Source organism: Flavobacterium hydrocarbonoxydans (assembly GCF_009789235.1).
Classification (GTDB): domain Bacteria; phylum Bacteroidota; class Bacteroidia; order Flavobacteriales; family Flavobacteriaceae; genus Flavobacterium; species Flavobacterium hydrocarbonoxydans.
This window is the reverse complement of the sequence record NZ_WSTB01000014.1, coordinates 1-14,332: the sequence shown is the minus strand read 5'-3', so window position 1 is coordinate 14,332 and position 14,332 is coordinate 1. Positions and strand designations below refer to the sequence as shown.

The 14,332-nt window shown below is 36.7% G+C and carries 9 protein-coding genes; 1 reads left to right on the top strand and 8 read right to left on the bottom strand.

All coding sequences use genetic code 11. From position 1 onward, the window contains the following. Positions 1 to 26: 26 nt before the first annotated feature. The 5 genes from GON26_RS19115 to GON26_RS19095 form a co-directional block, all read right to left on the bottom strand. Positions 27 to 2,414 carry a TonB-dependent receptor gene (locus GON26_RS19115; RefSeq protein WP_160376376.1) on the bottom strand — a complete coding sequence of 796 codons (2,388 nt, stop codon included), beginning with the start codon at positions 2,412 to 2,414 and terminating at the stop codon, positions 27 to 29. A gap of 223 nt (positions 2,415 to 2,637) precedes the next feature. Beyond that, positions 2,638 to 3,636 carry an FAD:protein FMN transferase gene (locus GON26_RS19110; protein WP_160376375.1) on the bottom strand — a complete coding sequence of 333 codons (999 nt, stop codon included), beginning with the start codon at positions 3,634 to 3,636 and terminating at the stop codon, positions 2,638 to 2,640. A gap of 160 nt (positions 3,637 to 3,796) precedes the next feature. Next, complete coding sequence (locus GON26_RS19105; protein ID WP_160376374.1) at positions 3,797 to 5,986, bottom strand: PepSY domain-containing protein; 2,190 nt, start codon at positions 5,984 to 5,986, stop codon at positions 3,797 to 3,799. Positions 5,987 to 6,133: 147 nt separating this feature from the next. After that, on the bottom strand, positions 6,134 to 6,616 hold the full coding sequence (locus tag GON26_RS19100) for a DUF2271 domain-containing protein (protein ID WP_160376373.1): 483 nt from the start codon (positions 6,614 to 6,616) through the stop codon (positions 6,134 to 6,136). 4 nt (positions 6,617 to 6,620) lie between these two features. Continuing rightward, a complete protein-coding gene (locus GON26_RS19095; protein WP_160376372.1) occupies positions 6,621 to 8,120 on the bottom strand; it encodes an ankyrin repeat domain-containing protein in 1,500 nt (499 codons plus the stop codon). A 327-nt stretch (positions 8,121 to 8,447) separates the two neighbouring features. On the opposite strand from GON26_RS19095, the gene GON26_RS19090 reads away from it, so the two are divergent. After that, on the top strand, positions 8,448 to 9,611 hold the full coding sequence (locus tag GON26_RS19090) for an MFS transporter (RefSeq protein WP_160376371.1): 1,164 nt from the start codon (positions 8,448 to 8,450) through the stop codon (positions 9,609 to 9,611). A gap of 149 nt (positions 9,612 to 9,760) precedes the next feature. Here the strand turns inward: GON26_RS19090 and GON26_RS19085 are convergent, their stop codons facing one another. The 3 genes from GON26_RS19085 to GON26_RS19075 all read right to left on the bottom strand — a co-directional run. Continuing rightward, a complete protein-coding gene (locus GON26_RS19085) occupies positions 9,761 to 10,240 on the bottom strand; it encodes a DUF6265 family protein (protein ID WP_317164717.1) in 480 nt (159 codons plus the stop codon). A 213-nt stretch (positions 10,241 to 10,453) separates the two neighbouring features. Then, a complete protein-coding gene (locus GON26_RS19080; RefSeq protein ID WP_160376370.1) occupies positions 10,454 to 12,757 on the bottom strand; it encodes a type IA DNA topoisomerase in 2,304 nt (767 codons plus the stop codon). 955 nt (positions 12,758 to 13,712) lie between these two features. Next, positions 13,713 to 14,332: hypothetical protein (locus GON26_RS19075; protein WP_160376369.1), on the bottom strand; the 620-nt coding region annotated here is incomplete at its 5' end.

Genomic DNA, 14,332 nt, shown 5'->3' with positions numbered 1-14,332 from the left:
TGTAAGGGATTTTTATGTTTTTTTATTTAGAATTTGTAGCTAACAGAGAAACGAACATTTGTTCCAGGTTCTGTTTGCCAGTAATACGTTTGATTGTAGTCATAATATCCTCCTGAGTATAAATATTCGTCTAAGATGTTGTTTACAAGAAGATTATAGGTCATTTTGTTTTTAGTGTATGTTATCCCACCATCCAAACGGAAATAATCCGGTAATTGTGTTTCGTCGTTAGAGGCAAACCATGGTTTTCTGTCTGCCTGATATTGGTATCCTAAAGAAAGCCCAATACCATTCAAAGCACCATTATCTATTTTATAATTTAACCAGGTATTCTGAACATGTTTTGAAGTTCCTGATAGTTGACTACCTACCATTGCAGGATTAGTATCTTTTGTAGTTTTTCCTTCGGTAAATGCGTAATTGATTACTACGTCAAGGTTTTTAAAAATTTCTCCTCTAATATCTGCTTCAAAACCTTCCACTTTTGTTTGTCCGTTTTGTTTGTTAAATGGGTTTGCAGGTATAATACCATCCTCATAGTGAGTTGGATCCAAGTCAGCAGTAAGTACGTTATTGTTTTTAATTTGATATACTGCAAATGTTGAATTCCATTTTCCGTCCATCCAATCTTTTTTGAAACCTAATTCATAATTGGTTCCAGTTAATGGATCAAAAGATTTTTTTTGCCAGTCTAATCCGTAATTTTCATTAAATGATTCGTCTCTTAAAGCATAAACAGAAGTATTTTGGTTGATTGACCAGCTCAATCCTAAACGAGGTGTAAATTTACTATCTTCGAAATCACCACTATAAACATTCGCTGTTTTTAAAGTTGTATATCTACCGGCTACTGTTAAACGAAGAGCATTATCAAGAAAACCAAGTTCGTCCTGTACATAAAACGCATTGTAAGCATTTTTATATTGAAGTCCTCTTACTTTAATGTCAACACTTCTGTCAAACACAGGCATATTGCTAGAATTCATACTTCCGTAAACAGGATTGTAGATATCAAGATCAGTAAGCAAAGCACTTTGAACCCAGTCATAATAATTAATTTTATCACTCAAATCGATTCCTGCCAATATTTTGTGATTCACAATCCCTGTTTTTTCTTCTCCATTTACAAAAAATTGTCCTGTTTTAGCGATGGCATAATCTTCTGAGATATAAACACGTCTTGCCATAATGTTCTGATCTGCACCCGAAATACCATCAGGCCACATAGACATACCTACCTGAGTATAATTAAAGTAAGCAGCTTGTCCTGTAAATTTCCAGTTATTGCTTATTTTGTGATCTAAAATAAGAAGAAGACTTTTATCATTCATGTTTGTTGGGTCAAAATTACCTTCACCAGTAGTAAAGTTTCTTGGCAAATCAGCATAGCCTTTTTTAGAAAAAGCATAATTTGTTCCAATCATGTTTACTTGCGAAAACTGATGTGTATATTCTAGTGTAATAGCTGTATTGTCATCCACCAGATATTTTAATACGGGTGCGATAGAGTAGCGATTATTGTAATCAAATTGACGGTGACTGCCTTTGGCTTGTCCCATTACGTTTACACGATATAATAATTTACCATCTTTTGATAATTTACCATCCAAATCAATAGCAGCTCTGTACAAATCATAACTTCCTAATGTAAGAGTAGCTTCACCTTTGTTGCGTCCGCTTGGTTTTTTTGTTACCACATTATACAATCCGCTTGCGTTTCCGTTTGACAACATAAATCCAGCAGGTCCTTTTACGAACTCAATACGCTCTACCATACTCATGTCTTCGGTCAAGGGGCCCCAGGTTGTACTTACATTCATACCATTTCTAAAAGGATTTACACGGCTACCTCTCATAAAAATGTTAGCGTAATTGTCCCAATGTTCTACTCTTGTAACACCACTTACGTTTCTGGTAGCACCTTCAAGCATATCAAAAATTTGCTGATCCTGCATCAGTTTTGCAGTAACAACCTGAATGTTTTGCGGGATTTCGATAATCGCAGATTGTAAACGAAGCGATGATGAAATTCGGTTGGTTTTAGAAGCGCTTTTATTACTTAAAACTACAACTTGGTTCAGCTCAGTATTTGACAAAGTAAGTTTCAAATCTACATTTGTAACTTCTCCGGGATTAACTGCAATTTCTTCAAGAAGATCTTCATAGCCTACCAATGTAACCACTAAAGTTTGCGATCCAGCAGGTACATTTGTAAGTTCAAATACTCCATTGTTGTCCGCAATTGTAGTTTTGTTTGTTCCTTTTACAGAAACAGAAACTCCTTCAGCAGCTTTATCATCGCTGGTTTGTATATTTCCTTTAATAGTTCCGCCTTGTTGAGCAAAACCAACAACCGAAAGCATAAAGAAGCTTACCGTTAGGATGAATTTTTTGTAGTAATTCAGACAATTCATAATATAAAATGAATGGGTTATTATTTAGACTTGATAAAAATAGGTACAAATGTAAAATTTAATATTTGTTTAACAAACCTTATTTAGATTAAATATTGATAAAATATTTTAAATCTTTGTTTTAAAGTGATTTAGATAAAATAAAAAGGCTCCACGTACTGGTGAAGCCTCTTACAAATCAATATTTTGATGATTTTTTTTCTAAATAGAATTAAAACAAGTGTTATTTCAATTTAAAATTTCCTGATTTAATGATTTTGCCACTATCTGTAATCATAATACAGCTATAATCCGGATAATTTTGTAATAATTTTAAACCTTCCTTTTTCCCTAAAACCATTAATGAAGTACTGAAACCGTTTGCCATTTCGGCACTGGGACCAAAAACAGTTACACTGCATAAACCCGTAGAAGGATAACCAGTCGCTGGATTTATAATGTGTGAATACCGTTTTCCATCAAAAACCACGAATTTTTCATAATTACCTGAAGTCGTTACCGCACCATTGTTTACCGGAACGATTTCTACCATTTTATCGGTATCAAACGGATTTGTAATACCAATGTTCCAATCTTTTCCGTTAGGCTGTTTTCCCCAGGTACTCATATCGCCGGACGCATTTACAATTCCGGATTGTACTCCTTTTTCAAGCATCATTTTGCGGCATTTATCGGTTGCGTAACCTTCGCCTAAAGCGCCAAATCCAATTTTCATTCCTTTTAACTTCAGGAAAATAGTCGATTGAGTACTATCCAGAATAATGTTTTTATAACCCACTTTTGCTACCGATTTTTTTATGGCTTCCGCCGAAGGCATCTCGGTCATCGAGCCGTCAAATTTCCAGATTCGGTCCATAGCTGCAAAGCTAATATCAAAAGCACCGTTGGTTATTTCAGAAAAACGAATGGCTTTCTGCGTCAGTTCAAAAACTTCACGATCTACTTTTACAGGACGAATTCCCGCATTTTGATTGACTTCTGAAACTTGAGAATCCGGCTTCCAGTCTGAAATTAGATTTTCTATTCGGCTGATTTCGGCAATTACTTCATTAATGTCCTGTTCAGCCGAAAGTGAGTCTTTATCCACAATACTAATGTCAAAACGACCACCCATAAGCAAAGTAGCTCTTTTTCGTAAGACTTGACTTTGACTTGAAAAGCTACACATCAGTACAAGAAGAAAAAGAAAATATTTTGGAAGAAATATATTTTTAGTTTTCATAAATAATTAAAATTAAACGCAATAGAATAACCATAAACTGACCACAAACTTGTCATCCCGTAGGAATCTCACGCGCTAATATTCGCTAAGTATAGAGATTCCTAAGGGAATGACAAGTTTGTGCTGACTTTTTTGTTTCTTTAATTTAGGAACTTGATCACTAATAACAATCCGTCAATAGTTGCGCATTTTCTTTATAAACCGCCAGACTTTTATTCATTTTTTCAAGACAAATTATATCAAGAGCTTTTTCTACATCTTGTTGCATGGCCAATGAACCACAAATCATAATTACGCCATTATTTTGTAATAAAGCTGCAAAAAAGGCCGCATCACGTTGTATCAAATCCATTACATAACAATGATTGGCTTCTTTCGAAAAAGCGATATGAAAACTATTCAGATAATTTTTTTGTGACATTTCATCAGCAAATTTTTCATAACCCAAAATAGTTTCGGTATGCTGCCTAAAACCGCAATATAAATGGGTTTCGGTTTTCTTCTTGTTTTGCTCGATCATTCCCAGAAAAGGAGCAATGCCCGTTCCGTTTGAAATCAGGGCAACTTTTGACGCTTTTTTAGGAAAATGAAAAGCCTCATTTTTGATGATTCTTGCTTTTATAATATCTCCAGGAGCGAGATGGTATAAATAACCGGAGCCTAATCCAGAAGGATGCAGTTTTACAACTAATTGAATGTTTCCGCTATGTTTTCCTATCGAATAAAGCCGCTCCAGATTATCATTGGCAGGATAAATAGCCAATAAATCGCCTGAAGTATATTGGGTTCTCATATTGGCTCTCAGCGTCAGTAAAAATGTCTGGTCAGTATCAGACAGGATTGTTTTGTCAAGTACCATCAGTTTTTGTAAACCTTTAGGAACATCGTTATACAAAGATGGAGTAGTGGCAAGCGGAATTTCGGTTTTGTCACTCCATAGTTTTACCCAGTTTACAAATTCCGCAGCCGATTTGTCATTTACGGTTTGTAGTTCTAAAAATCGCTCCGACCAGTTTTTGGTTTGAATGAATTTATCAATTTCATAAGCAAAACCACAAAAATCAGGATAAGCTTTTGATCCAAATCCTACGACACTAACCTTGATTTTTTGCTGCTGTTCGATTTTTTCTAGCAACGAAATAAATTTGGTAGCATTCGATGGCGGATCTCCCAAACCGTGTGTCGATGCCAATACGATAAAATGTTCGGCTTTAGGATAAACGGTATAATTGTTTAGCTCGGCAAGAAATGCTTTTTTACCATTGGTAATTAATTGTTTGTAAATCGAATTTGCAAATCGTAATGAACTGCCATTTTCAGAACCAACAAGTAAAATATAATTACTCTCTTCAGCCTTGTATTTGTTTTTGATGCGACTTGATCGGCGTTTCAGAGTCATTGCAAAACCAGAATAGATAAAAAATAAAATACAAAGAGAGGCAATTCCTAAAACGGAAGCCCAAACCATATTGGTTCTTCCGGTATGCAGATCCAGACTCAAATCGGCCAGTAAAACCGCCATCGGATAATGTTTTTCGCTCACAACAGCACCTGTTATCTGATTGACTTCAATTTCTTTGTCTTTTAGTTTAATGATATAAAATTCTTCAGGGTCATCTGAAAAAGGAAATTCAATTTTTTGAACATCAGCCAGAAGCGTAGTTTTAAAAATATTCAGATTCGCACCTTTTTGCGATGCTGCAATTTCAGTTTTGATTTCAGTTTCCGCTTTTTTTTCAAGGAAAAAATTAAACTTTTCCAGGGTAAGATACATTCCGGTAAGGGCAATAATCAAAATCGGAATCAAAGCCAGTCTTCCTAACACAACATGATAATATTGTGCGAGATATTCTTTTACGATTTTAGAAAAGAAATTACGCAGACTCCTTTGTCTGTTGATAATCAAAGCAAAACCCGAAATCGAAATTAAGACTAATAGAAAAGAGATAAAACCAACCGTAAAACGCCCGGCATCTTTAAGAAAAAGAGAGCGATGAAAAGCCGTTATCCATTGAATAAATGCACTTTTTTTGATTGGAGTTCCTAAAATTTCTCCTGTTTTTGGATTTATATAATGATGAACATCATTGTCTTTTTGATCAATACCCTGAAGTGTTACAAACTGATTGTAATCGACAGTAACTTCGGTAATTTCAGGGTAAGTCTTACGGAGTTCAGGCAGGCTCTCTCCTAAAGTTATGCTGTCAAAGTTGTCAATTCGGTAAGAAGGTATTTTTTCCTGAATAGCATCAACGGCCAGAATTACACCAGTTACAGACGCTAGTAGTAAAAATACAGATGAAAACAATGCTAAAACTAAGTGTGTATATCGCCAAAAGGAAAGAGTCATTGCTATAATTATATTTTGGAAATTATTTTCCAGGCAAATTAAAGTTTTCTTGCCTGGAATTTATAAAAATAAATCTGCGAAAATCTTTTAAATCCGCATAAAAATCAGGCAGATTAAAAGATTTTCGCAGATAGTAAAGTTTGATGTTTAAATTTTGCTCAACCGAACGTAGCGAATATATCCTTTGCCTTCTGCTTTTTCAGCCATTCCTTCTTTGGTTAAAGCCATTTCAGCATCAGCATTAAAATATTTTTGATCTTCAACAGCCGTTTCAAAACGTAATTTGTACCCTTTATTGATTTTAGAATCTTCAATTTCGATAGTCGTAATACTGCGGTCTCCACCAGTTACCGAAGCGCCGGTTTTAGCACTAATATTTTCTTTTTTTGCAGCGTTAAATTTATTCCATTCTTTAAGCGAACTGTACCATTTTTTATCATCACCCATTACATAAAGGGTTTTTTCGTATTCACCTTTAGCGTTTACAAGAGAAACCACAATATAAGCACCTTCGCCAATGTAGTTAGACATTTGCAGCATACATTTGTATTTACTCGTTTGAGCTGTAGCCTGAAAAGATAAAAGAAACATTAGCGCGCCAAGAGCTGCTATTTTAATAATTGACTTCATATTTTTATTTTAAAAATTCTATCGAAACTTGATTTTTGGTTAGGGATTCATTTTCTTTTGCAAGTGCATAAGCGCTTTCGTCAAACTCAGTAGCAATTTCTTTTTTTGCTCCGATGGACAGGAGGTATTTCAGTAGCGAATCATCTTTAGAAATCATGGCAGCTTTATGCAAAGCAGTTAAACCATCTTTGTTTTGAGCGTTGATATCGATGTTGAAATCGGCTAATTTTTTTAGTAAGGTTAAATCATTTTTAACAACAGCTAAGTGGTATAAAGTGCTTCCGTCTTTTTGAGGAGCAGCCAGATTCAAACCTTTATCCTGAAGTAATTTTGCTTTTGCAGCAAAAGGATCCTGTTTAGGAGCTTCGCCGCCACGACCCATTTGTGGTCTGTAAGATTGTATTAAATAGTAGCCTAAATTATTTCCGTCTTTATCTAAAACGTTTACATCAGCTCCTTTATTCAAAAGTAGTTCAGCACCTTCAGGCGTACCAGAAGTAATAGCAAAAGTCAGGGCAGATTCGCCTTTGTTGTTTTTAGCATTATTGTTTTTTACAAGAGGCAATATCAGTTCTAGAACCTCTTTTTCTCTTGAACCAGCAGCATTCATCAAAGCGGTATTGCCTTCTTTATCTGCTGTATTGATATCAACACCTTTGGCTAAAAAATAATTGATAATTTCGATTTGCTTAGGCTTGCGTACCAGAAAATGAAGTACTGTTTCTCCTTCTGCGCTGGTAGCTGTAGGCTTTATTTTTAGATCTTCAACTAAATATTTATAGACTTCGATAGGGTTAGAATCACGGCGTGAACCCTGTGCAGCAAAAATTAGCGAACTGCCGGTATATTTTACGCCTTTTTGAACAAGTGTTTTCAAAAGAGCAATGTTACCTGTTCTGGCAGCATAGTCAAAAGCAGTATTTCCGTTACTGTCAACATCTTTCAGGGATAATCCTTTGGATACAAAATAGTCCGAAAGAGTTAAGTTTTTATCAGCCGGAATGGCCAGTAATAAAAGGTTAACACCGTTTTTGTATTTCTTTTTCGGATCAGTTCCTGCTTTAAAAAAAGCATCATAAAGAGCCGTGTTAGTTTGACCGCTGCTTGCTGCAAAAGTTATAGGAATGGCTCCGTGGCTATCTTCATGATTGATATCTGAACCTTTTGCTAAAAGATATTCTACAATTTCTACATTTCCCTTATAAGCTGCCCAGTGCAAATAAATACGGTTATCATGTGTGTTTTTATTGACTGCATTTCCCGGTTGTTCCAATAAAAATTTTATGGTAGCATTGGGAGCTTCATTATTAATAGCCAAAACGACAGGGTCAAAAGAGTTTTGGTTGTATTCTGAAGGGCTGTTTCCTTTTTCTATTTCAGCTTTTACCGAAATTTCATTTGGAGCTGTTTTCCAAAAAGAGGCTTCTAAAAGAGTGTTTTTTTGTTGGGCATTAACGCTAAAAATAGCAGCGAATGCAAAGGAAATAAAAAGGCTGTTTTTCATAAAGTATATATAAAAAGGTTCTTTGTTAATGGATTTTTGGTTGGTTTTCTAAAGATTATAAAAATATAATTATTTAGAATTGATAAAAATAAATACAAATGTAAAACATAATATTTGTTTGAGCACTCTTATTTAGATTAAATATTAATAATAAGGTTTAATCAGAGATTGATTTTTTTTTAAAATTTATAAAAAAAGGAGTTCTAGCTAGCTTATAAGTGTGTTTTAGACAAATAATTTCTGAATTAGTAATTTTAAGTTTGTTGAATGACTAAGAAACAGGATCAAAACCTTAATTTTGCATCAAAATAAATTCAAAGCCATTCCATGATTCTTTCCTACATAAAAAAAATACAGCATTCACCAAAAGGATATCGGATAGCCAATACAGTATTTTTCTTTATTTCAGGATTTGGCTATTCATCATGGGCGTCCCGAATTCCGGATATCAAGACACAATTGCATTTAAGCGAAGCCCAGTTTGGAGCCGTTTTATTTGCCTTCCCGATTGGTTTGATGTTTACCATGCCCTTTACAGGAAAATTATTAAACAAATACAGCAGTCGCTATATCATGCTTTTAGGAGCTGTAATGTTTAATATCATGCTGGCTTTCCCCGGCTTTTCAAGTTATGTCTGGCAGTTGATTATCATACTTTTGATGTTTGGAGCTTCACGAAATATCTTCAATTTATCCATTAATGCGCAGGCGCTGGAAGTACAGAAACTCTATCCAAAATCGATTATGACGCGTTTTCACGCTGTTTGGAGTCTGGCTGGTTTTGCCGGAGCAGGTTTGGGGTACGTGATGGTTACACAGCATATTGCACCATCGTATCATTTACTCGGAATAAGTATGGCAATGCTAGCTGTTACGGCTTGTTTTTACCCGCTTTCCATTCATACAGAACCTTTGCCGGAAGAGAAAAAGAAGTTCTTTTCCTTACCCGATAAAAACCTGATTAAGTTTGCCCTGATTTGTTTTGTGTCTATGGCTTGCGAAAACACGATGTACGACTGGAGCGGAATCTATTTCCAGAATATATTGCACGCGTCACCAAAACTGACTACCGCAGCTTTTGTGTTTTTTATGACAGCGGTTACATTAGGACGTTTTTTAGGAGATTATGCGGTAATGAAATTCGGAATCAAGAATATCCTGTTTTACAGTGCGTTGTTAATCACTTTCGGATTTTTAATTTGCTTTTTGTTTCCTTTTGTTTACCCAACAATTTTTGGTTATGTACTCATTGGAGTAGGGGTTTCCTGTGTAGTTCCGTTAGTCTTTAGCATTGCCGGAAGATCTTCAAAATTAAGCAGTGGCTCGGCTTTGACTTCGATTTCAACTATCGGTTATTTAGGATTTTTGCTTGTTCCGCCCATGGTGGGTTTCATCTCTGAATATTTAAGCATGAAATGGGCATTTCTGGTAATGGCATTCCTGGGCGGATTGATGATTCTGATGGTCAATAAAATAGGGGAGAACGAGTAGTTTTTTTAAGTCACTAAGATTCTAAGCTACTTAGGTTCTAAGTTTTTACAGCTTTTATTTTTGTTTCTCGCAACTTGGCGAAAAACAAAAACAAAAACAAAATAATATATTTAAAAAAAACTTTGCGCCTCTGCGACTTCGCGAGATTTCTACTTCTTCGTCATAATAAACCTCTCCGTAGTCAGTTTTCCATCTAACTTCCCTGTAATCTCTGCAGTCAAAGTATTATTAGCTCCTTTGGTATAAGTAATTTTCTGTGGATAATCGTGTTTTGGGTTTTCAAAAACCAATTGTTTATCGGTTGAAAGTGTTGCTGGAAATGAAACCGCCTTATCATTATTTTGTCCTTTTACAGTAGCGATATACGTTAGTTCTTCTCCTTTTTGCGCAAGCGAGATAGTTTCCTGGTGAATGGTGTCTTCTGCTTTAATAAAATAGGAAGTTGCACTAAAAGTACTGTCGTTTACTTTCTCCCAATTTTCGGTAAGCACCCCATCAGGATTTTTATTTTCCCAGTTTCCAATTAGCCAATCAGCGGCTTTTATTTTGTCTTTTTCGGTGTTTTCGGCTTTTTTGCAAGAAACGATTGCTAGTAAAAGTAATATAAAAGTAGTTTTTTGAAACATCATTTTTGAGTTTTAGAAGTTAGATTGAATAGCTAAGTTAGGAAAAAATTGTTTACCACTCCCGATAGCTATCGGGATAAGAGGATTAATATGATTTTTGTTTCACGCAGATTTAAAAAAGATTTAAGCAGATGTGCGCAGATTTTTTTTGTAAATCAAAATTTAATCTGCTTAAATCTGCGAAATCTGCGTGAAACAAATTATTCGCAAAAAAAACTAAACGCTCTCCTCCAAAATAGCATAAACCAATTCCTTAGTAGGTTTTTGATCAGCTAGTTTGGCTCTCACTTCATCAAAAGTTACTTTAAAATCACAACCCAATTTATAATCGCCACAACCATAAGCTGTTTTGCCTTTTAGAACAGTTCCTTTTTTGCATTTCGGGCATGTTAAAGCATCCGAAGCTGCTTCAGATTTTGCCTTTGGAGCTGTTTTTTTTGTTTCTAATTTTAATTTGTAACCTTCTTCAAAACGAAGCAAACCTTCCACAGTTCCTTCCTCCGTTTTAAAACCCTTTATGTTTACCGTTGAACCTTTTTGAACCAATCTTAAATATTGATTTTCGGATATTTTTTTCTCTGCAAAAGTATAAGGCAGCAGAAAATTACAACCCGACTTATATTCGCTGCAGCCGTAAGCCGATTTTCCTTTTATCAGATTTCCTTTTTTACATTTCGGACAGGCTTCTGCCAGAATTCCGGCAACTTTCTTTTGCTCGACTTTAGCCACTTCTTTCTGAACACTTTGTGCATGCGAAATATTGGCATGTCGGGTTTCGCTTCGAACTTCCGTAACCAAAGCTTCAACCATACGTTTCATGTTTTTAATGAAAGCACCAGCGGTAAAAGTTCCTTTTTCGATATCCTTCAGCTGCTTCTCCCAGGAACCCGTCAATTCTGCCGATTTTATCAATTCATTCTGAATCGTATCAATCAACTGAATCCCGGTTGGGGTAGGCAAAACCTGCTTTTTATTTCGAACAATATACTGACGCTTAAACAAGGTTTCAATAATATTCGCCCGTGTAGAAGGTCGGCCAATCCCGTTTTCTTTCATCAGTTCGCGCAAATCTTCATCGTCAACCTGTTTTCCAGCGGTTTCCATGGCACGTAATAAGGTTGCCTCTGTAAACTGATTCGGTGGTTTGGTTTCTTTTTCTAAAAACGAAGGTTCGTGCGGTCCTTTTTCGCCCACGACAAAACTCGGCAATATATCCGCTTCTTTTTCTTTGGCATTTGGGTCTTCAAAAACTACCCGAAAACCTTTTTTCAGAATCTCTTTTCCAGTGGTTTTAAATAGCACATCGGCTGCTTTTCCGATTACTGTTGTATTGGCCACCAGACAATCATCATAAAAAACAGCAATAAAACGCTTTACAATAATATCATACACCTGCTGCTGATTGTATTGCAGATTACTTTCAATTCCGGTTGGAATAATCGCGTGGTGATCGGTTACTTTTTTATCGTTGAAAACCTTAGGCGATTTTTTAATTTTTTTCCCTAAAAGAGGCTGCGTCAACTCAGAATATTGAGTTAGTTTCTCCAGAATCCCGGGAACTTTCGGATAAATATCGTTGGGTAAAAAAGTCGTATCCACTCTCGGATAGGTAACTACCTTTTGTTCGTATAAAGTCTGAACAATTTTAAGCGTTTCATCTGCCGAAAATCCAAATTTGGTATTGCAATACACCTGCAAACCTGTCAAATCAAACAGTTTTGGCGCAAACTCGTTTCCGTTCTTTTTTTCAACCGAAACAATTTCGAACTCACTTTCTTTTACTTTATGGGCCAGAAGTTCACCATCTTCTTTATTCAGAAAACGGCCTTCTTCATAACTAAAAAGTGTTTCTCTGTACAAAGTCTGCAATTCCCAGTAGGGTTGAGGTTTAAAGTTTTCAATTTCTTTAAAACGATCCACCACCATGGCCAGTGTTGGCGTTTGCACGCGCCCGATAGACAAAACCTGCTTGTAACCGCCATGTTTTACAGTGTACAAACGCGTGGCATTCATACCCAATAACCAGTCGCCAATGGCTCTTGAAAATCCTGCGTAGAATAAATTATCGTAGTTGGCAGATGGTTTTAAGTTGTCAAAACCTTCTTTTATAGCTTCAGTGGTTAGCGACGAAATCCACAAACGCTGCACTTCGCCTTTGTAATGGGCTTCGTTCATCACCCAACGCTGAATCAGTTCTCCTTCTTGTCCGGCATCCCCGCAGTTGATCACGACTGTGGCTTTGTCGAATAAGCTTTTTACAATTTTAAATTGCTTTTGGATACCCGAATTTTCCACCACTTTGGTTTCAAATTTTTCCGGAAGCATGGGCAGATTATTCAGGTCCCAGCTTTTCCAGTGCGGTTTATAATCGTTAGGTTCTTTTAAGGTACATAAATGCCCAAAAGTATAAGTTACCGCATACCCATTGCCTTCGTAATAGCCATCGTGCTTGGTATTAGCACCTAAAACAGATGCAATTTCTCGTGCGACACTTGGTTTTTCGGCAATACAGACCTTCATTTTCTCTTTCTTATTAGAAAAGCGAAATTAAGGATTTAGAAATTGGTATGGAAGATTTTTTGTCACGAAGCCACGAAGCCACTAATTTTTGTAATCCGAAAAGTAGTGCTATCGAATATCACCCCGCGGGGATTTTTTTGTATTTAATTATAGCTAAGACCTTAACATCCATTTTGAGATTAGACAAAATTTGGTCCTCTATCCTTTTTGGTACCCCCACAAGCCCTTCCTGAAAACATCGTTTTTATCATTCATCAGGGGGTGCCAGCATCCCGATAAGAGGGCAAATCCAGCATGCGCTTATACGCCCTCTTACCGGGATGCTGTCGGGCTTTCGCTGCTACTTCGGTAGCTTAGCTCTATCCCTCACCCGAGCTACACTTGGTGGTTACGGAGGTCCTCAATCTTGTCATTCCGGAGGAATCTCTATCGATGATTTAACATAATGCTGAATATCACCCCGCTGGGATTCCTACGGAATGACAAGATTGCGAAGCTTCTGTGATTTTTTAAACACACAGTTTGTCATTCCGTAGAAAACCTAACGAAAGGCAAAAAAAACAAAAAGTCAACGCAAAGTCACCACAATCTTGTCATTCCGTAGGAATCTCTATCCATGATTTCACGTATGCTGAATGTCACCCCGCTGGAGTTTTTATTGCGAACCCAAAAGTCGCCACAATCTTATCATTCCGTAGGAAACCTATCGAAATGGTTCTACGAAGTAAATCTCTCTATCCATGATTTAACGCATGCAGAATGTCACCCCGCCGGAGTTTCTATTGCGAACCCAAAAGTCACCACAATCTTGTCATTCCGTAGGAAACCTAACGAAGTGGTTCTACGAAGTAAATCTCTATCGATGATTTGACGCATGCAGAATGTCACCCCGCTTGAGTTTCTATTGCGAACCCAAAAAGTCACCACAATCTTGTCATTCCGTAGGAATCTCTACTCATGATTTAACGTATGCTGAATGCCACCCCGCTAGGACTTTTTTGTATTGGATTATAGCTAAGAACTTAACACCCATTTCGAGTTTACACAAAATCTTGTCCCATCTCAGAAAAACGTGAAGTTTCACGTCCGGAACGTGAAATTTCACGTCAGCGATGTGAAACTTCACGTCCGTGATGTGAAATTTCACATCAATAACGTAAACGTTTACGTCCGGAACGTAAAATTTCACGTCGGCGATGTGAAACTTCACGTCCGTGATGTGAAATTTCACACCAAGAACGTAAACGTTTACGTCCGGAACGTGAAATTTCACGTCGGCGATGTGAAATTTCACGTCCGTGACGTGAAATTCGGCATAATTCACTCCAGTTTTGCGAAGCCTCATGACTTTGTACACGTTCCAATATTCTTGAATCACCCCAAATTTGACGTCCGCCATGTCAAATTTGGCGTCCGTCACGTCAAATTTGGCGTCCGTCACGTCAAATTTGGCGTCCGTCACGTCAAATTTGGCGTCCACCATGTCAAATTTGACGTCCGTGATGTCAAATTTGGCGTCCGCCACGTCAAACTTGACGTCCGTGATGTCAAATTTGACGTCCGTGATGTCAAATT